This window comes from Mesobacillus sp. QJM3NY_10, assembly GCF_056173465.1.
The window spans coordinates 3182363-3207037 of record NZ_CM149675.1 but is presented as its reverse complement, the minus strand read 5'-3'; the positions used below and the strand labels follow the sequence as shown (position 1 = coordinate 3207037).

Sequence of the window (24675 nt, the reverse complement as noted above, 5' to 3'; positions counted from 1 at the left end):
CTGTAGGGCAGCCTTTACCTATGTAGCTAAAAATTCATAAACCGCATCATTGATGATGTCGTGCAAATCCGCCTCAGGCTCATCACTTTTCAGTTCCACAATCTTTTCATATATCTCTTCGAACTCCGCCTCGCCGAATGGCAGTGAATCATCATGCCGGTACTGCACGAAGCATTTCTGGACCATTTTGCGAATGAGTTTTATATCCATAAAAAAGCACCTCTCCACTCTTGATTATACTTGGAATTCTTCTTGAAAACACCCATCCATAAAAATCTCCAGTCCTGGCATGACTCACCATTTACACCTTAATTAAGTCAGTCACCCGGAAAATTACCATTGAAACCGAACGCATATTCGCTTAATATAGTGGGTATAATGAAACGGAACAGATGTTCTTATTATCAGTTGATACTCATGCGGAAAGGAGAAAGGAAACATGGTCGATTACAGCGAAATGCCGCAAAATAAAATTTTATGTGTGGATATGAAGAGCTTTTATGCAAGCTGTGCCGCCGTGATGCTTGGCCTTGATCCGCTTGACTGTTATCTGGCTGTCGTCGGGAATCTGGATCGTCCCGGGAGTGTCGTCCTCGCAGCTTCACCCCGTTTGAAAAAAGAATTCGGCATCAAAACTGGGTCAAGAAAATTTGAAATTCCTGATGATCCGCGAATTATAGTCGTTGATCCGCAAATGTCAACATACCTGCGAATCTCCACGGAAATCTCCCGTGTATTCAATCGCTACGTTCCAAAGGAAGCAATCCATACCTACAGTGTCGACGAAAGCTTTATAAAGGTGGACGGAGCTTCGAAGCTTTGGGGTGACGCTGCTTCAATCGCTAAAAAAATCAAAGATGATATTGAGCGCGAGTTCCAACTTCCATGCGCGATTGGAATTGGGCCGAACATGCTGATGTCGAAGCTCTGCCTTGACCTTGATGCCAAAAAGAAGGGCATTGCTGAATGGACCTATGACGATGTCCAGACGAAGCTATGGAACGTCTCGCCGCTCAGGGAAATGTGGGGAATCGGCCGACGCGTCGAGAAAACACTGAACAGCATGGGGATTTTTACCGTCGGCCAGCTGGCCCGCTATGACCTTGAGAAACTGGAGAAAAAATTCGGCATTATGGGCAATCAGCTATACTGGCATGCATGGGGAATCGATTTTTCGGATATCGGTGCTCCGATCATGGAAGGGCAGGTCAGCTTTGGGAAGAGCCAGATTCTGCTTCGCGATTACAAGGAAGAAGAGGAAATCAAGCATGTCATCCTCGAAATGAGCGAGGAAGTCGCGCGCAGGGCAAGAAGCCATGGGAAAGCAGGCCGGACCATCAGCTTCGGGATCGGCTACAGCCAGGATGAATTCGGCGGAGGCTTCCACCGCTCAAGGACAATTGAGGAGCCAACAAATATCACGATGGACCTGTATCGTGTCTGCCTCGAGCTTTTTGCCGAAAACTACACGGGAAAGACGGTGCGAAGCATTTCAATTTCACTAGGGAATCTCGTCACCGACAGCGAATTCCAATTGAATCTATTTGAAAAAAACGGCTGGAAAAAGAAAGAGCTTGGCTACGCAATGGACCGGATTCGCAGCCGCTACGGCTCGTCAGCGCTCTTAAGGGCGGTATCGTATACGGCAGCCGGAACAGCAAGGCATCGCGCCGCACTTGTTGGCGGGCATAAGGGTTGATAAAAGGAGGAGAGCAAGATGATTCGCGACCGAGGAAGAATTAAATGGACGTCAATGATGCTTCCTGAGCATGTCAAGATGCTGCGAGACTGGGCACAGGAGGACGAATATGAAAAGGAAAAGCAACTGGATGAACAGCAGCTTGAGCAGTTGAATGAGACGATTCTCGAAGCGATGGAGTATAACCGCCCGCTCAGCATCACCTATTTCAGGCAAAGAAAATATGAATTGGTGATCGGGAAAATCCATTATTGGAATGAACTTGGGCAGAAGCTCCATATTGTCGACAGATTCGAAGAAATCCATCGTATCGGGATTTCACATATTGCTGATGTCAGGCTTGCGGATGAATGGTAGTTGATTCACTGGAAAAATCCCAGCCACCCTGCGTAAAAAAGATCGCTGGAAAAATCCTCAAAAAAAGAGCAATGGATTGCCCATTGCCCTCAAAAAATTATTCCGTTTCATCAGCTTGCGGTGCGCGCACCACTGATTCGAATTTCCCTTTATGGGAAGCATCACAGAACGGCATGTTTTTGCTCATGCCGCAACGGCAAAGCGAAAAAGCAGGCTTCGTTTCATATTTATTGCCGGCACCATCCAGCAGCTCAACATCGCCGGAAATCCTTAATGAACCATTATCATTCACCTTTATCGTTACTTTTGACAAAATAAGCACCCCTTTCAAATGTCACAATTATCTTTGATAGTAAAAGCTAAACGAGAAAATTGCAAGACTATTTTGAAATTTTCCAATGGCTATAAAACGAAATAATGATCTTCGTATGATAAAATAAAAAATCGGAAAGGGAGTGAAGTCATGAAAATAAAAATCACCGAAGCAGCTTTAAACAAACTGCAAGAAAAAGTTTCGGGAAAGCAAGGGTATGTAAAATTGAAATATGATATAGATGGATGCGGCTGTGCAGTAAGTGGGGTAGCTGCCCTTTGGTTTGAAAGCGAACATTATGAGGAAGAAAACAAGATAGAGACAGGCGGGATTCCAATCTATATGGAAAAAGCCAAGGAAGTCTTTTTTGCTGAAGAAATGACGATTGACTATAAGGATACAGCAGGGTGCTTCCAATTAAAGAGCCCGAACGAATATCTGAATCCAAGAATGAGCTTCCATGATAAAAGGAAGTTATAAGTTTACAAAAAATTGAAAAAAAGGTTAAATAAGAGAGAGGGGTGTAGAAATACATAGAAGTTTGACGCGAAGGCAGGGGAGAAAGATGGGAAAATTGTGGAGGTCAGCCATATTGATTTTGTGCATGCTTGTGCTGTCAGCGTGCGCCTATAAGACTGCGGGAGAAGCAATCCAAAACGATATTCCGTTCAACATCAAACAAATCGTCCACAAGGAAAAGGCGGAGGATGGATGGCTCATCTTTTACACAACAGAGCAAAAAGAAGGCTCAAACACATTCGAAGCTCTGGCAGCAGCCTATATCAAAGGCAGCGAAAAAGAAGGCTGGGAAAATGCGGGGCATAACCACTGGACTTATTATAAAAATGATTTCATGATCCTGTATGCCGACACTTTCACAACCTTTAAAGAAGACGGAACATTGGATACGAAGATTCCCGTGATTTTTGGGAAAGTCGTGAATCCTGATATCAAAACCATTGAAGCTGCAGGACCAGATGGCAAGTTTACCAAAATAGAAATCTTTGAAAAAGAAAACGAACGCTATTATTACGCAATAGGCGATTACAAAGAAGTCAGGGCACTGGACGCCGCAGGCAAAGAAATGGATCGCCAGGGAGAAAAACAGTAAAGAGGATTGGCTCAGGGGATGAGCCAATCTTCTTTTTTATTGAGCCTAAATGGAATAGTGACAGCATCTCTATAGGACAAACCGGAACCCGTAAAAGAGAAAAATGTCCGATAGAAGGGCTCTAATGGACAATCCGAAGCCCGGAAAGAAAAAAAGTGTCCGATAGAATCATAAAAACAGTCACCAATAGTCTATTGGTGACATATCGTTACTGATCAACAACAACAGTATCGTCAACTGCATTCCCTTGCTGGGAGAATCCGTATTCCTCAAGAAATTCATCGAGCACCTTTTCATATTGTTCCCGGTTTTCGCTGTAGGATTGGGCGTGGAGGCCATTTTCGGCCATGAATAATTTTTTTGCTCCTTTTTTTTGTTCGAACAAAGCTTCAGTCATCGATGGTAAAATGAAGTCGTCCTTGCGGCTATGGATGAAAAGGATCGGGTTTTTAATATTTTCGATAACTGCAATCGGAGATACCTGACTCAAAGAATATTTATCACGAATGCGGACGAACATACTGGCGACTGGCAGCAATAGTTTTGGCGGCAAAAACTTAACCTCTTCCTTGATGCGGTAAGCAAGCTGTTCGCTGAAGTCGGAGAACGGGCAATCAGCGACATAGAAGTCAGCTCCGTCTTCAATCATGCCAGCATAAAGAAGCAAGGTAGCCGCTCCCATTGACTCCCCGTGGATTCCAAGAAGTAAATCCGGACCTATTTCTTCTCTTAGCCAATTCACCACCGATTTAAGGTCGAACTTCTCATAGTACCCATAGCTTGTAGTTTTTCCACCAGATTCACCGTGGCGCCGATGGTCGTAGATTACAGCATTAAAACCCCGGTTCAAGAATAGGTTCATATATTTTACCGAATTGGTCTTGCTCTGGGTAACCCCATGAGCAATGATGATATACCGATTTGTCTTGTGCGGTTCGACAAGGACTGCTTTCAGTGGATACCCAAGCGATGAGGGAATGCTCACTTCCCTTTTTGGCAGTGCATCATATTCATCTGGAACCAGGTGGCCAGCATCTTTTTCCCGGTTGAAGATTTCATCATCCTCTTTCTTTTTCAGGAACATGACTTTATTGGATATATAAACTCCCAGCGAGGCCAGGACAAGCAAGAAAGAAAACAACACGCGGAATGCCTTTCTCAAGCTGAACCCTCCGTCTCATTCATTTTCTCTATTTTACCATTCACCACGATAATACAAACATAAAAAAGACCGCCGAATCAGGCGGTCCACCTACGAATTAAAGAATGCTTTCCTTATTGCTGTGAATTTTGGCGCTTTGTTGGGTGAATCGCTTTTTCAAGATCCTCGGCGGCAATCTGCTGTTTTACATTATCTGCGTTTGGCTTGCCTTGCTGGCTGTAGCCTTTGTCACGTTTTTGGCTCATGTAATATGCTCCCTTCTTCAAAATAACCTCATCTAATAAGATGGATTCAAGAGCGGGAGCTTATGCAAAAACTTAAACTGTAACAGAATTTAGCTTGAAATAGGTGCTCTCAATCGGCCTTGAGATATGAGGCTGGATCAGCTCGATGGCCTTGAGCATCTTATCAAGATCGACGCCGGTTTCGATTCCCATCCTGTGAAGCATATAGACGACATCCTCAGTAGCAGCATTGCCTGCAGCACCTGGGGCGAACGGGCATCCGCCAAGACCGCCGGCAGAAGTGTCGAACCGGGTGACTCCTGCCTGTAGAGCGGCCAAAATATTCGACAATGCCAGCTTTCTTGTATCATGGAAGTGCGCAGTCAGCAGCACATCCGGGTAGGCATCCTTCAATTTGGAAAATAAAGAGTAGGACTCATGAGGTGCAGCCATGCCAATTGTATCGGCGACGCTCAATTCATCGACACCAGCCTCAACGAATTCACCGCATAATGCAAGGACCTCATCTTCTTCAACCTTGCCTTCATATGGACAATAAAAAGCTGTTGAGATGCATGCGCGCACAAAATAGTCTTTTGACTTAAGCTCTGTGATCAATGGCAGAACCTCCGCCAGGCTCTCGGCAGTCGTTTTGTTGATATTTTTTTGGTTAAAGGTATTGCTGACACCGACGAACACAGCGACCGCTTTGCAGTCAGTCATATAGACGCGTTCAATCCCCTTTTTATTGGGAGCGAGGACGATATTCCTTGTGTTGCTGTCAAGGCAGTCAGCAACGATCTCTGCGGCATCGCCCATCTGTGGCACCCATTTTGGGGATACGAAGGAAGTGAGTTCCATCTCTTTGACTCCGGCATCCTTCAAGGAACTGATAAAAGCTTTTTTAACATCCGTAGGAACAAAATTCTTTTCATTTTGAAGCCCGTCTCTCGGGCCAACTTCAATTATTTCAACCTTCTCGGGAAGTTGCAGCATTTGATATAACCCTCCTCTTAAGATATCTTAATTGTAAATAGAATATTTTTAAAAATGCAAGAATAAATAAAATTTTGATAAAATAAAAGGAATTTTATTAAAAGCAATAGAAGTAATATAAGATGTGAGAACTAGAGAAAGGGTGAGCAGTTTGAGCAAGACTGAAGCAGTAATCGTAGCTGCTGTAAGGACAGCAATTGGCAGCTTTAATGGTAGTTTGAAGAATATTTCCGCACCAGATCTAGGTGCCGCGGTAATTAAAGATGCATTGAAGCAGGCGGGTGTCGAGCCTGGTCAAGTGGATGAAATCATCATGGGCAATGTCCTTCAGGCTGGATTGGGGCAAAACCCTGCAAGACAGGCAGCGATTAAGGCGGGTATTCCTGAAAGCGCTTCCTCTATGACGATCAATAAAGTATGCGGCTCAGGTTTGAAGGCTGTACATCTGGCAGCGCAGGCCATCATAGCAGGTGATGCGGAAGTCGTCGTTGCCGGTGGAATGGAGAATATGAGCCAGGCACCATATTTATTGAAAAATGCACGGGACGGATTCAAGATGGGTGACCAGAAGCTCGTGGACAGCATGATCTCAGACGGTCTTTGGTGTGCATTCAATGACTACCACATGGGTGTCACGGCTGAAAACCTGTGCTCAAAATATGAAATCGGCCGTAGCGAGCAGGACGAGTTCTCAGCAGCTAGCCAGGAAAAGGCGGCAAAGGCGATTGAGGAAGGAAAGTTCAAGGATGAAATCGTGCCAATCGAAATTCCGCAGCGAAAAGGTGATCCGGTCGTTTTTGATACGGATGAGTATCCGAAAAAAGGGACAACAGCGGAGAAGCTTGGCGGCCTTCGTCCGGCATTCAAAAAGGATGGCAGCGTAACAGCGGGAAACGCGTCTGGAATCAATGATGGAGCTGCTGCATTGGTTGTCATGAGCCGAGCGAAGGCTGAAGAGCTTGGCCTAAACCCGCTCGTTGTCATCAAAGGGAATGCGAGCGCGGGTGTTGATCCGAGCATCATGGGCATCGGACCGGTTGACGCAGTTAAGAAAGCATTGAACAAAGCGGGCATGACGATGGAAAATATGGAGCTGATCGAGGCGAATGAAGCGTTTGCCGCTCAGTCACTGGCCGTCGATCGTGAGCTTAATTTTAACAAGGACATCCTCAATGTGAATGGCGGTGCGATTGCGCTGGGTCATCCAATCGGGGCAAGCGGAGCCAGGATCCTTGTTACACTGATCCACGAAATGAAGCGCCGAAACGCGAAGACCGGCCTTGCTACCCTATGCATAGGCGGAGGGCAGGGTGTCGCGACAGTTGTGGAGCTCGCTTAAGCCTAGTAATCTTTTAACTTATTTGAAATCTGGCACTGGCATTTGCTCGTGCTATCTATAGTCAAAGGGGGATAAATGATGAAAACAATTTGCACATCGTTTCAAGATGCCGTAGCGGAAATCCATGATGGCGCAACCTTGATGGTTGGAGGCTTTGGCCTCTGCGGGATCCCGGAAAATGCCATACTGGCACTTGTTGAAAAAGGGGTAAAAGACCTGACAGTCATTTCAAATAACTGTGGTGTCGACGATTGGGGACTTGGACTGCTGCTAAAGAACAAGCAGATTAAGAAAATGGTAGGTTCCTATGTTGGGGAAAATAAAGAGTTCGAAAGACAGGTATTATCCGGTGAAATCGAAGTCGAATTGATTCCACAGGGAACCCTGGCTGAAAAAATCAGGGCAGGCGGCGCAGGAATTCCGGCTTTCTACACACCAGCAGGAGTGGGAACACCGATCGCGGAAGGAAAAGAAACCCGCATGTTCAATGGCAAAGAGTATCTCCTTGAAGAGTCGCTGACTGCGGATTTTAGCATCGTCCGTGCCTGGAAGGGCGATAAAATGGGGAACCTTGTCTATCATAAAACGGCAAGGAACTTCAATCCGATGATTGCAGCGGCCGGCAGGGTCACGATTGCCGAAGTCGAGAATTTATATGAAGTAGGAGAATTAGATCCGAACAGTATCCATACTCCAAGCATTTATGTCCAGACACTGATTGAGGGCAATCAGGAAAAACGGATTGAAAGGCTGACAGTGAGAAGTTAACTCTGGCTGATCATGAAAGGAGAAGGCATATGATTAAAAACAAAGGGAATGTCCGGGAGAAAATCGCGCGCCGGGCTGAAAAAGAAATCGAAAACGGTTTTTACGTAAACCTTGGCATCGGGATGCCGACATTGGTTGCAAATTTCATTTCCGACGATAAGCAGGTTGTCCTTCAGTCTGAAAACGGCTTGCTTGGGATTGGACCTTATCCAGCCGAGGACAGCGTCGATCCAGATTTGATCAACGCAGGCAAAGAAACAGTTACGGCGATTCCAGGTGCTGCGTATTTTGATTCTGCTGAGTCTTTTGCAATGATCCGCGGAGGACACATCAATATCGCCATCCTTGGCGGAATGGAAGTCTCGGAAGCTGGCGATCTTGCTAACTGGATGATTCCAGGAAAGATGATCAAAGGCATGGGCGGTGCAATGGACCTTGTCCACGGAGCACAAAAAATCATCGTCATCATGGAGCATGTTAACAAGAGCGGTGATGCGAAAATCCTTAAGGAATGCAGCCTGCCACTGACAGGGAAAGGTGTTGTCAACCGCATCATCACAGATATGGCAGTCATTGACGTAACACCTTTCGGGCTGAAGCTTGTAGAAGTTGCTTCCGGCTACACAGTCGACGATGTCATCAAATCAACAGAACCTGAACTCCAGGTAGACGACTCAGTTGTCTTAGACGCATATTGATAAAACTGGAACGCCTGGTATAGGGCGTTCCTTCTTCTTTAAATCTCTACTTATTTAACTTCTGAGATTTCGTGATATAATCTTATAAAAAAAGGCTAAGTAAAAATGAGGGATCAACAATGAAAAAGAAACAAAAACGCCAGCAGCAACAAGTAAAGAAGGAGGAAAAGCCAGCAACACTGGGCGATCTCCTGAACCAGGATATCATGCAAAAGCTAAAAGATCAGCAACAACAATTAAAGGAAGAAGAAGAGAAGAAAAGGCAGGCTGAATTGGAGCGCAAGAAGGAAGAGAAGCGTTTGAAGGAGAAGAACAAATCGTTTGAAGAATTACTTACCGAAAGCGACATGGATTGGAAGAAATTCAAATGACCCGTAGAAGAGTGGAAGTAGTTCCATACAATCCTGAGTGGAAAACGCTTTTTGAATATGAGAAGCAGCTTCTTGAATCCATCTTTTTACCGGCAGAAGTTGAAGTCTACCATATCGGCAGTACATCTGTCCCCGGCCTTAGCGCCAAACCGATCATAGACATCATGTTAGCAGGTGACAGACTTGAGCAAGTTGAAAAGGCAACACCTGCCATAGAGGCTGCTGGTTATGAGGCGAAGGGGGAGAATGGCATCCCTGGGCGGCGCTATTTTCAAAAACATGACGAAAACGGGATACGAAAAGTTCATTTGCACTCTTTTGAAAAAGACAGCCACCAATTATACAGGCATCTTGTATTCCGTGATTACTTAAGGTCTCATCCTCAGGATGCCAGCAAATACGCTAATGTAAAAGAAAAAGCTGCCCGAAAATATGAATTCGACATCGATTCCTACATAGCTGAAAAATCTCCGACTGTGAAAGAGATTGAGCAAAAAGCGATGCAATGGAGGCCTGCTAAATAAAGGTTTCCTCATTGATTGTTGCTAATCGTGTATGTACTTGTATCCGCATTAATAAAGGTATCGGGGCTCTTTTCGAGGGACTTCTGAACAAAGATTGTATAAAAACTCGAAAACCCAGTAGCCGGTTTTTTCTTTTCATTGAGAAATTAACAATGTTTACGAAAAGAGCCTAAATAACTAATGTTTTGCTTCCTGTGCGAAAGGGCAATTAGGTAAGAAAAGCAAAGGAGCAAAGCATTGTTACTTATTACCTTCATATTGGCTGCCGGATTCGTTTCAATTCATTTATTTTCAAGATATTTACCCTTCCTCGATAACTTACCTCGAAGCAGACTGCTTTCAGCTGCAGGAGGCATTTCTGTAGCATATGTATTCATCCACTTGCTCCCTGAGCTGAATAAACATAACGAGGTCCTCGACAGGAATATCCAATCTGGTGCCCTAGAGTTCTTTGAAAACCATACATATATTGTAGCTATGATTGGTTTGGCTATTTTTTATGGGCTAGAAAGGATGGTAAAAACCTCAAAGAAAAAACAGCAAGAGGAAAATAACCTGGATCGGGCTTCCAAGGGTGTGTTTTGGATCCATATCTTCTCATTTTTCCTTTATAACAGTTTGATAGGATATTTGCTGCTTCATGGAGAACAGGAAACGGTAACGGGGCTGGTCTTTTATTTTATAGCACTGGCCGTCCACTTCATCACCAGTGACCATGCGCTAAGGGAGGCGCATAAGGAAATGTATGATCGTGTAGGGAGATGGCTTCTCGCAGCCGCAATATTGGAAGGATGGGCAATCGGCATCACCTGGAAAGTGAATGAAAACATTATTGCCGTGCTCTTTGCCTTGCTAGCAGGAGGCGTCATTTTAAATGTAATGAAAGAAGAGCTCCCGGAGGAAAGGGAGAGTAACTTTTGGGCCTTTGCCGCTGGACTTGCAGGCTATACACTCTTGTTGATGCTGGCATAAAGTAAATAGTATAAAGAGAAAAAAGGAACCCGTTATGCTGAACGGGTTCCTTTTTTCGTTCCTTGATACGAAAGTGTAAAATTCCACTTTGAGAATTGTCCAGCTTCAGCGCCTAGCCCCTCGAGTCGCTTGTCTAGCTGCGGCTCCTAACTCCTCGAGACGTTTCTGTCCTGCCAATGAAGTCAAAGAGCGACTTCACTGTCAGGCCCTCCAACGCTTGTCGGAGTTGGGCAGTCGTCTCCGCTTTTCGATTTCGGTCCGCCCAATGAAGTCAAAGAACGACTTCACCGGTCGGCCCTCCGAGGCACACGATGTGCTAGACTCGCCAGCCACAGGACGTGGCGTTTTAGGCGGGCAGCGCTTGTCGGGGCTGAACGAGGCGCTTGCGCTTTTGTTCTTATCTGTGCTGGTCGTATTTATTTGCTTCCGTAATTGCTTTAATTAAATCGATTTCCTCAGGAGACAGGGAAGCGGAACTCGCAGCTCTGGCATTTTCCCTGATTTGTTCAGGTGTGCTTGCCCCTGCTACAACAGAAGCTACTGCAGGGTGTGCTAAATTAAACTGGATAGCAACTTCTGCAAGGGATCTAGTTAAAGCAAGCTTCTCTTTCAATAAAGGAAGGACCTCTTCCAAATCTTCATAGCTGTAATCTAGATACCCTTTAGAAGTTGCTTTCTCGAGCATTCGGTCACTAAGCATGCCTTTAGCGACCGTGCCTCTCGTCACTACACTGATATTTTTATCATGCAGGAGCGGCAGCACTTCTTCCTCAGGACGGCGGTCAAGTATGCTGTATTGCATCATGACAGAGATGATGCTTGATTTTTGCGCATATTCACGAATGACATTCGGTCTGATGGACGAGATTCCATAATATTTGATATAGCCTTCATTTTTTAATTCTTCAAAGGCCTCGATTGTTTCATCAATATTATCTTCGATTGTGCCGCCGTGCAGCTGATAAAGGTCAAGGTAATCGGTATTCAGCCTTTTCAAGCTTTGCTTGACAGCTTCTTTGATATAAGCCTTTGAGGGATCCCATGTCCAGCTTTCTTTGGCAGTTGTCCAACGGTTGCCAGCCTTTGTAGCGATGACGACATCCTCCCTGACATTCTTCAGGACTTGTCCGACTATCTTTTCATTCTCGCCGAAGTCATATAAATCAGCGGTATCAAAGTAGTTGATCCCTTCTTCGAGGGCAGCTTCGACCACAGCCTGTGCCTTTGAATAATCTGTTCCAAGCGACATGCAGCCAAGGCCGATTTCACTGACAAACAAATCAGATGTACCCAGTTTCCGTCTTTTCATTAAAATCACTCCGTTCCAATGTTGATTCCATCTTAACGGAAAAAAAGAAGTGTATTCAACTATTCTGGACGGCGGACCGGCTGATTGACTGTCTCAACCCAATCTTTTACAAGGTCATGCTTTTTGCCATACTCCTTTAAAATACGCTTGACTTCCCACGCCTTGCCGGCAAGAGTGAATCCACGGCCATGAACGTATATTTTCATGCGTCTACTCCTTTCAGGTAAGTATGATAAAATGTATGAGGATTTGATATGTAATTAGAACAGGAGTGGACATGTATGAAATCTCTTGAAGAAAAAACATTGAAGTCGGAGAAAATTTTTACAGGTAAGGTCATTAGCCTGCAGGTAGACGATGTAGAATTGCCGAATGGAAAAACGTCAAAAAGGGAGATCGTCAAGCACCCAGGGGCGGTCGCGGTCATTCCGGTCACAGCTGATCATAAAATCATCATGGTTGAACAATATCGGAAGGCTCTAGAAAGGACGATTGTCGAAATCCCGGCAGGAAAGCTTGAGGCGGGCGAGAAGCCGGAAATTTGTGCTGCCCGTGAACTTGAGGAAGAGACAGGCTATGAATGCGCTAATTTGGAATGGCTGATTTCCTTCTACACGTCTCCAGGTTTCGCAGATGAAATCATTCATGTATATAAAGCAACAGGATTAACTAAAAAAGCTAACCCGGCAGCAGCGGATGAGGACGAATTTGTTAACCTGATGGAGATTACTCTAGAAGAGGCGATCCAGCTTGTGAAAGAACAAAAGATCTTTGACGCAAAAACAGCATATGCAGTACAGCATCTGCAATTGCAGGAGGTATTGGAAAAGTAAATGCAGGAATACTTCGTTGATCTTCACATTCATATTGGCAGGACGAAATCGGGCCGAGCTGTAAAAATCACCGGAGCAAAATCTCTGACATTCAGCAATGTCATTCGCCACGCAAGGGACTATAAAGGGTTGAATATGATCGGGGTCATTGACAGCCATTCACCTGAAGTTCTTGATGAAATGGAAGATTTGCTTAATGCGGGTGAGTTGGTGGAACATCCTGAAGGTGGTTTGAATTATGGCGGGATGAGTGTCATTCTTGGTTCAGAGCTTGAGATCAATGATGAAAGCACCCAGGGTCCCATCCATGTGCTATGCTATCTTCCCAGTTTGCAAACGATGAGGACTTTTTCAAACTGGCTGGAGAACCACTTGAAAAATATTCATCTAAGCAGCCAGAGAGTCTATATATCTGGACGTGTTTTGCAAAAGAAGGTTAAAGAACTTGGAGGTATCTTCATTCCAGCTCATGTATTTACACCCTTCAAAAGCTTATACGGAAAAGGAGTCAAGAGTTCACTTGCAGAGGTTTTTGATGCAGACCTGATTGATGGGATTGAATTAGGCTTAAGCTCGGATACGGACATGGCAGACCAGCTAGCAGAGCTTCACTGTTTTCCGTTTGTAACGAATTCCGATGCCCACTCTCTTGCAAAAATTGCGAGAGAATACCAGAAAATTGAAATGCTTGAGCCATCTTTCCATGAACTGGGACTTGCTTTAAATCAATCAGAAGGCAGGGGTATCAAAGCAAATTACGGTCTGGACCCGCAGCTTGGAAAGTATCATCGTACAGTCTGTGCAGAATGCCTGGCTTACAATCCAACATATGATGAAGCGTGTTCTGAATGCGGATCCGTTAAAAAGGTAAAAGGTGTAGCCGACAGAATACAGGAATTGAAAACCTCAGATGGAAATCAAAATGGGAGGCCACCCTATATCCACCAGGTGCCGCTCGAATTCATTCCTGGCCTTGGACCGAAAATGCTAGAAAAGCTGATGGATCATTTCGGTACAGAAATGGCCGTCCTTCATTCCGTGCCTCTCGATTCTTTGAAACAGGTCATTCCTGAAAAAACAGCTATAACTATAGATAGAGCAAGAAAAGGCCAACTCTCCTTTTACGCAGGCGGGGGCGGCAAATACGGTAAAATATCAGATTAAGTTAATCCGGTCCATGCGGCCGGATTTTTGTGTCTATTAGGCTCTTTTCTCAAACTGTATTGCTATTGAATGCACAATTGGATTGAATTACCTATATTCCTTCGTAAAGTTGACGATTCTTATGAGAAAAGAGCATGCAAACTTAATACCGACCTGCAAAATGGATATATATTACGTTAAAATCGGCTTTAGGATTTTAACAACAATCTTTACGAAAACAGCCTCCTATTAAGTTAGAAATAGAAGGTTTGCAGTCATAGACTCCTTGTCCCTGCATATGATGATAGTAACCAATATGCAGGAGGAAGAGAGATGAAGAAACGAAGGTACCAGGACGTCGCAGTAACCCATTTAAGAGAATATTCCTCTATCTATCTTTTTGTCATTGTCCTGTTTTTGATGGGGGTCATCTTTGGGGCAGTAATCGTGAACAGCCTCAGCTTCACTCAAAAAGAGGATTTATTCTATTATTTATCGCAGTTTTTTGGCCAGGCTGCTTCCGGAAAAGTAGCAGATGGAAAGGATTTGTTTTTGCAGAGCTTTTTACACAATGGAAAATTCATCGGGCTAATCTGGATTCTCGGAGTTTCCATCATAGGACTTCCCGTAATACTGATCCTGCTTTTCATGAAAGGGATGGTTGTTGGCTTTACAGTAGGCTTTCTTGTCAACCAAATGCAATGGGACGGATTTCTGCTATCCTTTGTTTCCATCCTGCCGCAAAACTTCATCATTATTCCAGTATTCATTATTACAGCAGCAATGGCGGTGACTTTTTCAATGAAAATGATCAGGAACCAATTCATGAAGAAAATCAACCAGCCAATTATGCCGCAGTTTTTTAGATATATCTTTTCATTTATCGCTGCGCTTGTTTTCCTGGCTGTGGCGGCAGGGGTAGAGGCATATTTATCACCTGCACTATTGAAAGCAGTCATTAATTCAATTAATTAGAATTAGTTTTAAATAATAACAACTATTGTTTCTTATTTGTAATAATTTTATTTTGAATCTCATTCCCCTTCTGATATAATGTAAGAATAGTGGCGGGGGAGTGAGAGTTATCGAAATGGAAAACAGAATTGAGAGAATCAAGAAACAGCTGCATTCGTCCAGCTATAAATTAACGCCGCAGCGTGAAGCTACTGTTCGCGTGTTGCTTGAACATGAAGAAGACCACTTGAGTGCAGAAGATGTCTATTTGCTTGTCAAAGAGAAATCTCCTGAGATCGGTTTGGCAACAGTATACCGGACACTTGAACTGCTGACTGAACTGAAAATTGTTGATAAAATCAACTTCGGGGACGGTGTATCCCGTTACGATCTCCGCCAGGAAGGCGCTGCCCATTTCCACCATCACCTGGTCTGCATTGAATGCGGAGCAGTGGATGAAATCCAGGACGACCTTCTTGAAGATGTTGAAGAAATCGTTGAAAGAGACTGGAAATTTAAAATCAAGGACCACCGGCTGACTTTCCACGGTATTTGCCACAGATGCCAGGAAAAAGAACCGGCTGAAACTGAATGATCCCAAAACCCTTTTTCCAATGGAGAAAGGGTTTTTTATTTTTCTATTAAAATTGCTCCAGTAGGAGGTATAATTCTTGTCCAAATTGGCATACAGATTAGTAATTAAGTAAAGGCGAATAGAACATGAGACGACTTTGATTATGGAGCTGTTAATAAATGTCTAATTTAAAAATCAACAGCCTTGTTTATTAATAGAGCCTTTAAAAAAGACGGAATCGATTGTTCTACGTGTCGAGTTGGAGGCAAGAAAAATGAAATCTTGGTTCGGTTTGGTCATGCACACCTTTAAGGTGTTTATATTATTCACTGGATGCACAATCTTATTTTATTATGGTATCATGTGGATTAACGAAGAGTATGAAAGCTATCATCGATATGACGCACCAGAGGGAGCAGCCATAAAGGTGTCAGGTGCTTTTGACGAAGAAAAAGGAAGTATGCTTGAAAGGCTGATACTGTTTTATCTGAATGGGGAGTAATAAACATGGAAGATAGGCTCGACGACTTTATCCACTTTTTAGTTGTTGAAAAGGGACTTTCAAAGAACACAATTGTGTCCTATAAACGAGATTTGAAAAGTTATATCACATATCTGAAGAATGTTGAACAGCTTGGAGACTTAAATGGTGTGCAGCGTCCGCAGATTGTTCATTTTCTGGGTCATTTAAAAGACACAGGCAAATCATCAAAAACATTGGCAAGACATATTGCCTCGATCAGGGCTTTTCATCATTTCCTGCTTCGAGAAAAGGCAGTTGACCATGATCCAACTGTACACATCGAGAGTCCACAGCATGAACGATCCTTGCCAAAGGTATTGAGCATGGAAGAGGTCGAGACACTTCTCGACAGCCCGAAGCTGACAGACCATTTTGGCTATCGTGATAAGGCGATGCTGGAAATGATGTATGCTACTGGTATCCGTGTGAGCGAGCTGATTGGGCTAACGCTATCTGATGTCCATCTGACAATGGGGTTTGTCCGCTGCATGGGAAAAGGCAGCAAGGAAAGGATCATCCCGATTGGCAAGACAGCTTCTGACGCGATCGAGCAATACCTGGAAAAGGGCAGGCCAAAGCTGGTATCCAAAAAACATAAGGATGACTCTTTATTTTTGAATCACCATGGGAAAGGTCTTTCACGACAGGGCTTTTGGAAGATTCTCAAACGCCTTGCGACAGAAGCGGGAATTGAGAAAGAATTGACTCCGCACACAATGCGCCATTCATTTGCCACCCATCTGCTTGAAAATGGGGCCGACCTTCGCGCTGTGCAAGAAATGCTCGGCCATGCGGACATCTCGACGACCCAAATTTATACGCATGTGACAAAGACGAGGTTAAAGGACGTTTATACAAAGTTCCATCCTCGTGCATAACAGCTCGACTGATTGCATCTACGCACCTGGGGCAATAGATTAATAGTTTCATAGAATTGTCATAAAAGGCCGGCTAAAAGTCGGCTTTTTTTCTTGTGTTTTTAATTTTATTTAGTACAATGGAGATGTCAGACTTCTGACAAATGAAAACGCAAGCATTCGATTAACTGAAATAAAAAAGGGTATCATAAAATTGTAAAAAAGGTTGTAACGCATTCACACTTTTAAGGAGGAGAAGGAATGTCGAATACATATAAAAGAGTATTTTTAGTCGTTATGGATTCAGTCGGGATTGGAGAAGCACCAGACGCGGAAAAGTTTGGGGATAAAGGTTCTCATACATTAGGCCATATCGGAGAAAAAATGAACGGATTGAACATGCCTAATATGGGCAAGCTCGGCCTCAGCAATATTGAGGAAATCAAAGGAATCGCACCTGCAGAAAAGCCAATGGCCTTTTATACAAAGATGGAAGAAGCTTCTAATGGCAAAGATACAATGACGGGCCACTGGGAGATCATGGGCTTGAATATCCAGACGCCATTCCAGGTGTTCCCTGATGGATTCCCGGATGAGTTGATATCTGAGCTTGAATCACGTACTGGCAGGAAGGTCATCGGCAACAAACCGGCAAGCGGAACAGAAATCCTTGTTGAGCTTGGCGAAGAGCACATGAAGACAGGGGCGTTAATCGTCTATACATCTGCTGACTCGGTTCTTCAAATCGCTGCGCATGAAGAGATCGTTCCAATTGAAGAGCTTTATGATATTTGTAAAATTGCCAGGGAATTGACACTTGATGAAAAATACATGGTCGGAAGAGTCATCGCAAGACCATTTACCGGTGAATCAGGTGACTTCAAACGTACATCCAACCGCCATGACTACGCGCTGAAGCCATTTGGCAGAACAGTTATGAATGAATTGAAAGACTCTGACCTTGACGTACTGGCTATCGGTAAAATCTCAGATATCTATGACGGTGAAGGTGTGACCGAATCTCTGCGCACAGTGTCAAATATGGACGGAATGGATAAATTGCTCCAAACGTTGGATCAGGATTTTACAGGGTTAAGCTTCCTGAACCTTGTTGATTTTGATGCTCTATTCGGACATCGCCGCGATCCGGAAGGCTATGGTAAGGCACTCGAGGAATATGATGCCCGCCTTCCTGAAGTATTCGAGAAATTGAAAGAAGATGACCTTCTCATCATTACGGCTGACCACGGAAATGATCCAGTTCATTACGGAACAGACCATACACGTGAATACGTGCCGCTCCTCGTTTACTCAAAGGGAATGAATGAAGGAAAAGAACTGCCTGTCCGTAAAACATTTGCTGACATTGGTGCTACTGTTGCGGAAAACTTTAATGTGAAAATGCCTGAACACGGAACAAGCTTCCTGAAGGAATTGAAATAAGGAGAGGATTTTATGGATTACACTCAAATTCAAAATGCAGCATCTTTTATTAATGACAAGCTTAATCAGCAACCGAAAATCGGATTGATTCTCGGGTCTGGGCTTGGTGTTCTTGCTGAAGATATCGAGAACCCGGTTAAGATTCCTTATAACGAAATCCCGGGATTCCCGGTTTCCACTGTAGAAGGCCACGCAGGTCAGTTGGTTTGCGGACAGCTTAGCGGTGTCGAAGTCATTGCAATGCAAGGGCGTTTCCATTATTACGAAGGCTACAGTATGGATAAAGTCACCTTCCCGGTTCGTGTTATGAAAGAACTTGGAATTGATAAACTAATCGTTACGAACGCAGCCGGCGGTGTGAATGAAAGCTTTGAGCCAGGCGACTTGATGATCATCACAGACCATATCAACAATATGGGAACAAATCCGCTTATCGGGCCAAACGATTCACGCTTCGGTGTGCGATTCCCGGATATGAGTGAAGCCTATTCAAAGAATTTAAGAGGAATCGCGAAAGAAGTTGCTGACAAGAACAACCTCACAATCAAAGAGGGAGTATATGTCGGAAACCCGGGTCCAGTATACGAAACACCTGCAGAAGTAAGAATGATCCGTATAATGGGCGGCGATGCAGTCGGAATGTCTACAGTACCGGAAGTTACCGTTGCGCAGCATTCAGGTCTTGAAGTGCTCGGCATTTCTTGCATCTCAAATATGGCAGCCGGGATCCTGGACCAGCCATTAAGCCATGATGAGGTAATCGAAACGACTGAAAAGGTGAAATCAAGCTTCCTGTTATTAGTAAATGAAATTGTAAAAACGTTAGGAAATAAGTAATCAATAGCTTCTTGGCTAAATAATGATAAGTGGTGATAATGATGAGAATGGTTGACGTTATTGAAAAGAAACGTGACGGGCATGAATTATCAACTGAAGAAATTCAATTTTTTGTTGATGGATATACAGATGGCTCAATTCCTGATTACCAGGTAAGTGCGCTGACAATGGCGATTTTCTTCCGGGGAATGACGGAAAAAGAACGTGCTGACCTTACGATGGCGATGGTGAAGTCTGGTGACCAGATCGACCTTTCTGCCATTGAAGGAGTAAAAGTCGACAAGCACTCTACCGGCGGTGTAGGCGATACAACAACTCTTGTTTTAGGACCATTAGTTGCTGCTGTCGGTGTTCCAGTCGCGAAAATGTCTGGGCGCGGCCTTGGTCATACGGGAGGGACTATCGACAAGCTGGAATCCGTTGAAGGCTTCCATGTCGAAATAGACAATGACGAATTCATCAATCTCGTAAATAAAAATAAAATTGCGGTAATTGGCCAAAGCGGAAACTTAACTCCGGCTGATAAAAAGCTTTATTCATTGCGTGATGTAACCGCAACTGTTGACAGTATCCCGCTGATCGCCAGCTCAATTATGAGCAAGAAGATTGCTGCAGGTGCTGACGCGATTGTCCTGGATGTTAAAACAGGTGCAGGTGCATTCATGAAGACACTCGATGATTCCCGTGAACTGGCAAAGGCAATGGTGCGCATCGGAAATAATGTCGGTCGCAGGACAATGGCTGTTATTTCAGACATGAGCCAACCATTGGGATATGCAATCGGCAATGCTTTAGAGGTTAAGGAAGCAATCGATACATTGAAGGGTGAAGGTCCAGAAGACCTGACAGAACTTTGCTTGACGCTGGGAAGCCACATGGTATTCCTGGCTGGGAAAGCTGAGTCACTTGGAGAAGCACGCAGCAAATTAGAAGAAGTGATCAAGAACGGTTCCGCTCTTGAAACGTTCAAGGTATTCCTTGAATCTCAGGGTGGCGATGCTTCTGTTGTTGATGATCCAAGCAGGCTTCCTCAGGCAAAATACACCTTCGAACTTGAAGCAAAAGAAGCAGGCTATGTTGCTGAAATCGTTGCTGACGAAGTGGGAACTGCCGCAATGCTTCTTGGTGCAGGAAGAGCGACAAAGGAATCAGAAATCGATTTGGCAGTAGGTTTGGTATTGCGCAAGAAAATCGGCGACAAAGTCGAAAAAGGCGACTCTCTTTTAACCATTTACAGCAACTTCGAGGATGTAAACGAAGTGAAAGAAATGCTGTATGAAAATATTAAGGTTTCAAGCGAACATGTTGATGCACCGATTTTGGTTCATGAAGAAATTACAGAATAAATAGAGTAGACAAAAGCGAAGAGGGGACTCTTCGCTTTTTTGTGTACAAAAATATCGGTTTTATATACCCCGTTTGTATAAAAATGGATTCATTGGAAAAAATAGACCCTATAAAGATAGGAGGGTTATGGCCATGAATCTGAAAAAGTTAACGAGTTTACTGCTTGTTTTTATGATGGGCGCTGCAATTATCTCCCCAAAAGGGTATGCAAATGAAGGAGACCCAGGATTGGCCAATGATGCCAGTTCAGCTATTTTGATTGAACGTGACACAGGTCAGGTACTATTTGATAAAAACAGTCATGAAAAGCTGCCGCCAGCCAGCATGACTAAAATCATGACGATGCTTTTGATCATGGAAGCGCTCGATGAAGGAAGGCTAAAAATGGACGAAAAGGTCCGTGCCAGTGAATATGCCGCATCAATGGGTGGTTCTCAAATCTTCCTTGAGCCAGGAGAAGAAATGACAGTTGAACAGTTGCTGAAAGGAATAGCAATTGGATCTGGAAACGATGCGTCAGTTGCAATGGCTGAACGGATTGGCGGCTCAGAAGAAGCATTCGTAAAAATGATGAATGATAAATTAAAGGAACTTGGCCTGAAAAATACAGTATTCAAGAATACCACCGGATTGCCTGTCGATGGCCATTACAGCTCGGCATATGATATGGCTATGATGGCAAAAGAATTATTGAAATACGAAAAAATAACCAAGTTTACTGGATCATATGAAGATTATCTCCGTGAGGATTCTGATAAGAAATTCTGGCTAGTCAATACGAATAAGCTCGTTCGTTTTTACCCTGGAGTAGATGGCCTGAAAACAGGCTTTACGAATGAAGCGAAATATTGTCTTACTGCTACTGCAGAAAAGGATGGCATGCGTGCGATTGCTGTTGTGTTTGGAGCTCCTACCTCCAAGGCCAGGAATGCACAGGTAACGAAGATGCTGGACTATGCGTTCAGTCAATACCAGACCCATCCTATGTTCAAGAAAGGTCATCCACTAGGAAAGGCAGCGATCAGCAAAGGTGACAAGAAGACAATAAATGCCGTTACATCTGAAAGTGTCTCCCTCCTAACTAAAAAAGGAGCAGACGTCAAGGACGTAAAGCAGAAAATCACTTTGAATAAAAGTCTTAAAGCACCAGTTGAAAAAGGAGACAGAGTAGGCACTTTGAAGTTGGTAAAAGACGGCAAGACCCTTGCGGAAACGCCTCTTGTTGCAGATGCAAAGGTGGAAAAAGCGAGCTGGTGGGTCCTATATAAACGCTCATTCGGGATGTTTACGAGGGCTGGAAACCAGCAATAATGAAAAATTCCCCATTTTATTGTCGAAAACACTGCCATTCCATCTAGTTTTAGCGAATAGACACTAGTTTTGTTCTTTAGAAGGATTTGGCTGAATCAATGGAGAATTTGACTCACTATACCAGATTAAGGAGGCTTTGGATAGTGAGTCTTAACATTGATATTGAAGTGAAGCATGACGTCTTATTGATTCGAGTTAGTGGTGAATTAGATCACCATACTGCAGACCAGCTTCGCGAGCAGGCAACAAAAGCCCTTGAAAACGAAGAAGTCCGCCACATTGTCTTGAACCTCGAACACCTCACCTTTATGGATAGTTCGGGTCTAGGGGTAGTTTTAGGAAGGTATAAACAAATCAAGCAGCTTCATGGAGAGATGGTAGTTTGCGCAATTTCTCCGCCAATCAAGAGGTTATTTGACATGTCGGGTTTATTCAAGATTATCCGTCTTGAACCGTCAGAAGAATATGCATTAGAGAGATTGGGGGTTGCTTGATACATGAAGAATGAAATGAATCTTCATTTTAGCGCATTAAGCCAAAATGAATCTTTTGCCCGCGTGACGGTCGCTGCATTCATTGCACAGCTGGACCCAACGATGGATGAACTGACCGAAATAAAGACGGTAGTATCGGAAGCGGTAACGAATGCTATCATTCATGGATACGAAAGTAATCCGGATGGAAAAGTCTTTATTTCTGTGATGATTCAGGATGGAACGGTGGAAATGCTGATTAAAGACGAAGGAATTGGGATTCCAGATATCGATGAAGCCATGCAGCCACTTTATACATCCAAGCCTGAACTTGAAAGGTCCGGTATGGGCTTTACGATTATGGAAAATTTCATGGACGAAGTACAAGTGAGATCAGAGCCCGGCTTTGGGACAGAGATTCGTTTGAAAAAGCACCTGTCAAAGAGCAAAGCGCTGTGCAATTAAGGGAGTTCTGCCTATGGATGTGGAGGTAAAAAAGGATAATAGCCAAACGTATCTTAAGGACCATGAAGTCAAAGAACTGATTTTGAGAAGCCAGCAAGGGGACCAGGCCGCAAGGGACCTAATCGTCCAGAAAAACATGCGACTCGTATGGTCTGTCGTCCAGCGCTTCCTCAACAGGGGATATGAGCCTGACGACCTGTTCCAGATTGGCAGCATCGGCCTCTTGAAGTCAGTTGATAAATTTGACCTCTCGTATGACGTGAAGTTTTCGACGTATGCAGTTCCAATGATCATTGGTGAAATTCAGCGTTTCATCAGGGATGACGGTACCGTGAAAGTAAGCAGGTCACTAAAAGAAACTGGCAATAAAATCAGGAAAGCGAAGGATGAGCTTTCCAAAACATTGGGCAGGGTCCCGACTGTCAATGAAATAGCCGAGTTTCTGGAAATTTCGCCTGAAGATGTGGTCATGGCGCAGGAAGCAAGCCGCAGTCCTGCATCAATCCATGAAACGGTGTACGAAAACGACGGCGACCCAATTACTCTTCTTGATCAAATTGACAACGGGGAAGAAGGCCGCTGGTTCGATAAAATCGCGTTAAAAGAAGCAATAAACGAACTGGACGAACGGGAAAGACTGATCGTATATTTGAGATATTATAAGGATCAAACCCAATCCGAGGTGGCGGTCCGACTGGGAATCTCCCAGGTTCAGGTCTCACGCCTCGAAAAGAAAATACTGCAGCAAATGAAAGGCCGTATGGATCTATGAATCCATATGGCTTTTTTTATGTTTTTCTACTCGTTTCAGGATATTGGCGCCCGGAATGCTTGGATTTTGGAAAAAGAGGTCACCAATAAACCCAAATTAGTCATTCATCAGCAGTTTTCCCTTCATGCACATCCCATCTTAACCAATTATTGGACTTCATGAAAAAACTGTAGGAATCCATACTAATTATACGAGGAAAACAATGTGTTGGAAGTGAATCTGATGGAAAAAACGATTTATATCCGCATGCGAAATCGCGTCCAGGTCAAGCCTGAGGAATCACTTTTGTTAAAGGATATAGCGCAAATCATTGCCAATGAGGATATTTATGAAGAATTGGCAGCACTTCAGGTCCTTAAAGTTACGCCTAAGGATCATATCCACATTGTTGATGTCATGAAGGTCATTGAATTTATAACCGGGATTTACCGGGATCATGAGGTTCAGGCTGTTGGGCCGCCGCAGACGATTATCGAGGTGATTTACAAGAAAAAAGGAATGTCGATTCCATTTTTTATCCTCGTCTGGTTCCTGTTATTTTTCGGTGCAGCTTTGACCATTATGAATTTTCATGAGGATGTCAGTATGCAAATGGTCCATGAGCGTCTTTACTACATCATGACAGGAGAAGAAGTTGAGAAGCCGCTGTTATTCCAAATTCCTTATTCAATCGGAATAGGGGTTGGCATGATCTTATTTTTTAACCATGTATTTAAAAAGAGATTAAATGAAGAGCCCAGTCCTCTCGAAGTTGAAATGTTCAACTACCAGCAATCGCTTGACCAATATGTAATCTTGCATGAAAACAAGGAAAGCGTGAAGCATATTGATGACGATTAGTATCTTATTCATAATTCTTGTGGGACTGGCGAGTGGGCTTGCGGTAGGATCTGGATTTGTTGCGTTTTTATCCGTTCTAGGAGTGATACCCAGACTTACACAGCTCACGAAGACAATGAAATTGATTTCCTGGTATGAATGGTCTGTTGTCCTGGGGGCTCTATTGGGAACTGTCGGTAGCTTAAGGGATCCACTTCTCAGTTTTTCTCCGCTGGTTACCATTCCGCTTGGGTTGGCGGGTGGCATATTTGTGGGTATGCTTGCTGCAGCGTTGACAGAGGTACTGAATGTACTTCCGATCCTCGCTAAAAGAGTCAGGGTGGATGACAAACTTGAGACTTTGCTAATGGCAATAGTGCTGGGAAAAGTATTCGGATCATTATTTCATTGGATTTACTTTGTAGGACGTTAAAAGCCTTTGAGAGTGCTTCAAAAATTCCAGCAACCAACTTGGTTTAGT

Annotated in this window: 32 protein-coding genes; 25 read left to right on the top strand and 7 right to left on the bottom strand. The window is 43.9% G+C overall.

The features are described from left to right. Positions 1-18: 18 nt before the first annotated feature. Positions 19-210, bottom strand: coding sequence for a YqzH family protein (locus tag AC0VX7_RS16215; RefSeq protein WP_475425040.1), 192 nt, complete (start codon positions 208-210; stop codon positions 19-21). A 229-nt stretch (positions 211-439) separates the two neighbouring features. On the opposite strand from AC0VX7_RS16215, the gene AC0VX7_RS16210 reads away from it, so the two are divergent. Further along, a complete protein-coding gene (locus tag AC0VX7_RS16210) occupies positions 440-1699 on the top strand; it encodes a Y-family DNA polymerase (RefSeq protein ID WP_475425039.1) in 1260 nt (419 codons plus the stop codon). 18 nt (positions 1700-1717) lie between these two features. Next, a complete protein-coding gene (locus tag AC0VX7_RS16205; protein ID WP_215034849.1) occupies positions 1718-2056 on the top strand; it encodes a YolD-like family protein in 339 nt (112 codons plus the stop codon). Between the two features lie 97 nt (positions 2057-2153). Here the strand turns inward: AC0VX7_RS16205 and AC0VX7_RS16200 are convergent, their stop codons facing one another. Continuing rightward, positions 2154-2378 carry a CDGSH iron-sulfur domain-containing protein gene (locus AC0VX7_RS16200; protein WP_404809850.1) on the bottom strand — a complete coding sequence of 75 codons (225 nt, stop codon included), beginning with the start codon at positions 2376-2378 and terminating at the stop codon, positions 2154-2156. Positions 2379-2519: 141 nt separating this feature from the next. Between AC0VX7_RS16200 and AC0VX7_RS16195 the strand changes: the two genes are divergently transcribed. Next, a complete protein-coding gene (locus AC0VX7_RS16195; RefSeq protein ID WP_215034851.1) occupies positions 2520-2849 on the top strand; it encodes an iron-sulfur cluster biosynthesis family protein in 330 nt (109 codons plus the stop codon). 85 nt (positions 2850-2934) lie between these two features. Further along, positions 2935-3480 carry a hypothetical protein gene (locus AC0VX7_RS16190; protein ID WP_475425038.1) on the top strand — a complete coding sequence of 182 codons (546 nt, stop codon included), beginning with the start codon at positions 2935-2937 and terminating at the stop codon, positions 3478-3480. A 208-nt stretch (positions 3481-3688) separates the two neighbouring features. On the opposite strand, the gene AC0VX7_RS16185 is transcribed toward AC0VX7_RS16190, so the two are convergent. The 3 genes from AC0VX7_RS16185 to AC0VX7_RS16175 all read right to left on the bottom strand — a co-directional run bounded on the left by AC0VX7_RS16185 (position 3689) and on the right by AC0VX7_RS16175 (position 5862). Next, positions 3689-4642 carry an alpha/beta hydrolase gene (locus AC0VX7_RS16185; RefSeq protein WP_475425037.1) on the bottom strand — a complete coding sequence of 318 codons (954 nt, stop codon included), beginning with the start codon at positions 4640-4642 and terminating at the stop codon, positions 3689-3691. A 113-nt stretch (positions 4643-4755) separates the two neighbouring features. Further along, positions 4756-4887 carry a hypothetical protein gene (locus tag AC0VX7_RS16180; RefSeq protein ID WP_264188393.1) on the bottom strand — a complete coding sequence of 44 codons (132 nt, stop codon included), beginning with the start codon at positions 4885-4887 and terminating at the stop codon, positions 4756-4758. A 72-nt stretch (positions 4888-4959) separates the two neighbouring features. Then, on the bottom strand, positions 4960-5862 hold the full coding sequence (locus AC0VX7_RS16175) for a hydroxymethylglutaryl-CoA lyase (protein ID WP_475425036.1): 903 nt from the start codon (positions 5860-5862) through the stop codon (positions 4960-4962). Positions 5863-6013: 151 nt separating this feature from the next. Between AC0VX7_RS16175 and AC0VX7_RS16170 the strand changes: the two genes are divergently transcribed. The 6 genes from AC0VX7_RS16170 (at position 6014) to AC0VX7_RS16145 (ending at position 10534) form a co-directional block, all read left to right on the top strand. After that, positions 6014-7201, top strand: coding sequence for an acetyl-CoA C-acetyltransferase (locus AC0VX7_RS16170; protein ID WP_475425035.1), 1188 nt, complete (start codon positions 6014-6016; stop codon positions 7199-7201). A gap of 78 nt (positions 7202-7279) precedes the next feature. Next, positions 7280-7969 carry a CoA transferase subunit A gene (locus AC0VX7_RS16165; RefSeq protein ID WP_475428180.1) on the top strand — a complete coding sequence of 230 codons (690 nt, stop codon included), beginning with the start codon at positions 7280-7282 and terminating at the stop codon, positions 7967-7969. 29 nt (positions 7970-7998) lie between these two features. Beyond that, positions 7999-8667, top strand: a complete 669-nt coding sequence (locus AC0VX7_RS16160; RefSeq protein ID WP_214906867.1) for a 3-oxoacid CoA-transferase subunit B — start codon at positions 7999-8001, stop codon at positions 8665-8667. 119 nt (positions 8668-8786) lie between these two features. After that, positions 8787-9038 carry a YqkE family protein gene (locus AC0VX7_RS16155; protein ID WP_475425034.1) on the top strand — a complete coding sequence of 84 codons (252 nt, stop codon included), beginning with the start codon at positions 8787-8789 and terminating at the stop codon, positions 9036-9038. Beyond that, positions 9035-9562: a GrpB family protein gene (locus AC0VX7_RS16150; protein WP_475425033.1), complete on the top strand. Its 528-nt coding sequence runs from the start codon at positions 9035-9037 to the stop codon at positions 9560-9562. The genes AC0VX7_RS16155 and AC0VX7_RS16150 overlap by 4 nt, the downstream gene beginning before the upstream one ends. Positions 9563-9799: 237 nt before the next feature. Next, positions 9800-10534, top strand: a complete 735-nt coding sequence (locus AC0VX7_RS16145) for a hypothetical protein (RefSeq protein ID WP_475425032.1) — start codon at positions 9800-9802, stop codon at positions 10532-10534. A 397-nt stretch (positions 10535-10931) separates the two neighbouring features. Here AC0VX7_RS16145 and AC0VX7_RS16140 read toward each other — a convergent pair whose 3' ends face one another. Together AC0VX7_RS16140 and mciZ are read right to left on the bottom strand one after the other, a co-directional pair. Continuing rightward, positions 10932-11843: an aldo/keto reductase gene (locus AC0VX7_RS16140; RefSeq protein WP_475425031.1), complete on the bottom strand. Its 912-nt coding sequence runs from the start codon at positions 11841-11843 to the stop codon at positions 10932-10934. A 59-nt stretch (positions 11844-11902) separates the two neighbouring features. Continuing rightward, on the bottom strand, positions 11903-12049 hold the full coding sequence (gene mciZ, locus AC0VX7_RS16135; protein ID WP_475425030.1) for a Z-ring formation inhibitor MciZ: 147 nt from the start codon (positions 12047-12049) through the stop codon (positions 11903-11905). Positions 12050-12124: 75 nt separating this feature from the next. Between mciZ and AC0VX7_RS16130 the strand changes: the two genes are divergently transcribed. From AC0VX7_RS16130 to AC0VX7_RS16060, 15 genes are all read left to right on the top strand, one after another. Next, a complete protein-coding gene (locus tag AC0VX7_RS16130) occupies positions 12125-12676 on the top strand; it encodes an NUDIX hydrolase (protein WP_215028977.1) in 552 nt (183 codons plus the stop codon). Next, positions 12677-13840, top strand: coding sequence for an endonuclease Q family protein (locus AC0VX7_RS16125; RefSeq protein ID WP_475425029.1), 1164 nt, complete (start codon positions 12677-12679; stop codon positions 13838-13840). A gap of 312 nt (positions 13841-14152) precedes the next feature. After that, on the top strand, positions 14153-14794 hold the full coding sequence (gene spoIIM / locus AC0VX7_RS16120) for a stage II sporulation protein M (protein ID WP_215028971.1): 642 nt from the start codon (positions 14153-14155) through the stop codon (positions 14792-14794). Between the two features lie 115 nt (positions 14795-14909). Then, positions 14910-15368 (top strand): ferric iron uptake transcriptional regulator, encoded by a 459-nt coding sequence (gene fur, locus AC0VX7_RS16115; protein WP_041965288.1) that lies wholly within the window; start codon positions 14910-14912, stop codon positions 15366-15368. Positions 15369-15621: 253 nt separating this feature from the next. After that, entirely contained in the window at positions 15622-15849 is a 228-nt protein-coding gene (locus AC0VX7_RS16110; RefSeq protein ID WP_215028968.1) for a YqzK family protein, read from the top strand. A 5-nt stretch (positions 15850-15854) separates the two neighbouring features. Next, positions 15855-16748 (top strand): site-specific tyrosine recombinase XerD, encoded by an 894-nt coding sequence (gene xerD / locus AC0VX7_RS16105; protein WP_475425028.1) that lies wholly within the window; start codon positions 15855-15857, stop codon positions 16746-16748. Between the two features lie 240 nt (positions 16749-16988). Continuing rightward, positions 16989-18170 carry a phosphopentomutase gene (deoB, locus tag AC0VX7_RS16100; protein ID WP_475425027.1) on the top strand — a complete coding sequence of 394 codons (1182 nt, stop codon included), beginning with the start codon at positions 16989-16991 and terminating at the stop codon, positions 18168-18170. Between the two features lie 12 nt (positions 18171-18182). Beyond that, positions 18183-19007 carry a purine-nucleoside phosphorylase gene (locus tag AC0VX7_RS16095; protein ID WP_475425026.1) on the top strand — a complete coding sequence of 275 codons (825 nt, stop codon included), beginning with the start codon at positions 18183-18185 and terminating at the stop codon, positions 19005-19007. A gap of 41 nt (positions 19008-19048) precedes the next feature. Next, the gene (locus tag AC0VX7_RS16090) at positions 19049-20353 is read left to right on the top strand and encodes a pyrimidine-nucleoside phosphorylase (RefSeq protein ID WP_475428179.1); all 1305 of its coding nucleotides are present in this window, start codon (positions 19049-19051) and stop codon (positions 20351-20353) included. A 139-nt stretch (positions 20354-20492) separates the two neighbouring features. Continuing rightward, positions 20493-21665 (top strand): D-alanyl-D-alanine carboxypeptidase family protein, encoded by a 1173-nt coding sequence (locus AC0VX7_RS16085; protein WP_475428178.1) that lies wholly within the window; start codon positions 20493-20495, stop codon positions 21663-21665. A gap of 143 nt (positions 21666-21808) precedes the next feature. Then, the gene (spoIIAA, locus tag AC0VX7_RS16080; protein ID WP_041965294.1) at positions 21809-22159 is read left to right on the top strand and encodes an anti-sigma F factor antagonist; all 351 of its coding nucleotides are present in this window, start codon (positions 21809-21811) and stop codon (positions 22157-22159) included. Positions 22160-22162: 3 nt separating this feature from the next. Then, entirely contained in the window at positions 22163-22603 is a 441-nt protein-coding gene (spoIIAB, locus tag AC0VX7_RS16075) for an anti-sigma F factor (protein ID WP_041965295.1), read from the top strand. Between the two features lie 13 nt (positions 22604-22616). Beyond that, positions 22617-23375 (top strand): RNA polymerase sporulation sigma factor SigF, encoded by a 759-nt coding sequence (gene sigF / locus AC0VX7_RS16070; RefSeq protein WP_215028951.1) that lies wholly within the window; start codon positions 22617-22619, stop codon positions 23373-23375. A gap of 222 nt (positions 23376-23597) precedes the next feature. Continuing rightward, the gene (locus tag AC0VX7_RS16065) at positions 23598-24215 is read left to right on the top strand and encodes a stage V sporulation protein AA (RefSeq protein ID WP_475428177.1); all 618 of its coding nucleotides are present in this window, start codon (positions 23598-23600) and stop codon (positions 24213-24215) included. After that, a complete protein-coding gene (locus AC0VX7_RS16060; protein WP_215028949.1) occupies positions 24205-24627 on the top strand; it encodes a stage V sporulation protein AB in 423 nt (140 codons plus the stop codon). The genes AC0VX7_RS16065 and AC0VX7_RS16060 overlap by 11 nt, the downstream gene beginning before the upstream one ends. The last annotated feature ends 48 nt before the right edge of the window (positions 24628-24675 follow it).

What these genes read in the sequence shown, in the direction of transcription:
- AC0VX7_RS16215 (WP_475425040.1), bottom strand. Translation starts at nt 210, where the DNA reads ATGGATATAAAACTCATTCGCAAAATGGTCCAGAAATGCTTCGTGCAG.
- AC0VX7_RS16210 (WP_475425039.1), top strand. Translation starts at nt 440, where the DNA reads ATGGTCGATTACAGCGAAATGCCGCAAAATAAAATTTTATGTGTGGAT.
- AC0VX7_RS16205 (WP_215034849.1), top strand. Translation starts at nt 1,718, where the DNA reads ATGATTCGCGACCGAGGAAGAATTAAATGGACGTCAATGATGCTTCCT.
- AC0VX7_RS16195 (WP_215034851.1), top strand. Translation starts at nt 2,520, where the DNA reads ATGAAAATAAAAATCACCGAAGCAGCTTTAAACAAACTGCAAGAAAAA.
- AC0VX7_RS16190 (WP_475425038.1), top strand. Translation starts at nt 2,935, where the DNA reads ATGGGAAAATTGTGGAGGTCAGCCATATTGATTTTGTGCATGCTTGTG.
- AC0VX7_RS16180 (WP_264188393.1), bottom strand. Translation starts at nt 4,887, where the DNA reads ATGAGCCAAAAACGTGACAAAGGCTACAGCCAGCAAGGCAAGCCAAAC.
- AC0VX7_RS16175 (WP_475425036.1), bottom strand. Translation starts at nt 5,862, where the DNA reads ATGCTGCAACTTCCCGAGAAGGTTGAAATAATTGAAGTTGGCCCGAGA.
- AC0VX7_RS16165 (WP_475428180.1), top strand. Translation starts at nt 7,280, where the DNA reads ATGAAAACAATTTGCACATCGTTTCAAGATGCCGTAGCGGAAATCCAT.
- AC0VX7_RS16160 (WP_214906867.1), top strand. Translation starts at nt 7,999, where the DNA reads ATGATTAAAAACAAAGGGAATGTCCGGGAGAAAATCGCGCGCCGGGCT.
- AC0VX7_RS16155 (WP_475425034.1), top strand. Translation starts at nt 8,787, where the DNA reads ATGAAAAAGAAACAAAAACGCCAGCAGCAACAAGTAAAGAAGGAGGAA.
- AC0VX7_RS16150 (WP_475425033.1), top strand. Translation starts at nt 9,035, where the DNA reads ATGACCCGTAGAAGAGTGGAAGTAGTTCCATACAATCCTGAGTGGAAA.
- AC0VX7_RS16140 (WP_475425031.1), bottom strand. Translation starts at nt 11,843, where the DNA reads ATGAAAAGACGGAAACTGGGTACATCTGATTTGTTTGTCAGTGAAATC.
- mciZ (WP_475425030.1), bottom strand. Translation starts at nt 12,049, where the DNA reads ATGAAAATATACGTTCATGGCCGTGGATTCACTCTTGCCGGCAAGGCG.
- AC0VX7_RS16130 (WP_215028977.1), top strand. Translation starts at nt 12,125, where the DNA reads ATGAAATCTCTTGAAGAAAAAACATTGAAGTCGGAGAAAATTTTTACA.
- AC0VX7_RS16125 (WP_475425029.1), top strand. Translation starts at nt 12,677, where the DNA reads ATGCAGGAATACTTCGTTGATCTTCACATTCATATTGGCAGGACGAAA.
- spoIIM (WP_215028971.1), top strand. Translation starts at nt 14,153, where the DNA reads ATGAAGAAACGAAGGTACCAGGACGTCGCAGTAACCCATTTAAGAGAA.
- fur (WP_041965288.1), top strand. Translation starts at nt 14,910, where the DNA reads ATGGAAAACAGAATTGAGAGAATCAAGAAACAGCTGCATTCGTCCAGC.
- AC0VX7_RS16110 (WP_215028968.1), top strand. Translation starts at nt 15,622, where the DNA reads ATGAAATCTTGGTTCGGTTTGGTCATGCACACCTTTAAGGTGTTTATA.
- xerD (WP_475425028.1), top strand. Translation starts at nt 15,855, where the DNA reads ATGGAAGATAGGCTCGACGACTTTATCCACTTTTTAGTTGTTGAAAAG.
- deoB (WP_475425027.1), top strand. Translation starts at nt 16,989, where the DNA reads ATGTCGAATACATATAAAAGAGTATTTTTAGTCGTTATGGATTCAGTC.
- AC0VX7_RS16095 (WP_475425026.1), top strand. Translation starts at nt 18,183, where the DNA reads ATGGATTACACTCAAATTCAAAATGCAGCATCTTTTATTAATGACAAG.
- AC0VX7_RS16090 (WP_475428179.1), top strand. Translation starts at nt 19,049, where the DNA reads ATGAGAATGGTTGACGTTATTGAAAAGAAACGTGACGGGCATGAATTA.
- spoIIAB (WP_041965295.1), top strand. Translation starts at nt 22,163, where the DNA reads ATGAAGAATGAAATGAATCTTCATTTTAGCGCATTAAGCCAAAATGAA.
- sigF (WP_215028951.1), top strand. Translation starts at nt 22,617, where the DNA reads ATGGATGTGGAGGTAAAAAAGGATAATAGCCAAACGTATCTTAAGGAC.
- AC0VX7_RS16065 (WP_475428177.1), top strand. Translation starts at nt 23,598, where the DNA reads ATGGAAAAAACGATTTATATCCGCATGCGAAATCGCGTCCAGGTCAAG.
- AC0VX7_RS16060 (WP_215028949.1), top strand. Translation starts at nt 24,205, where the DNA reads ATGACGATTAGTATCTTATTCATAATTCTTGTGGGACTGGCGAGTGGG.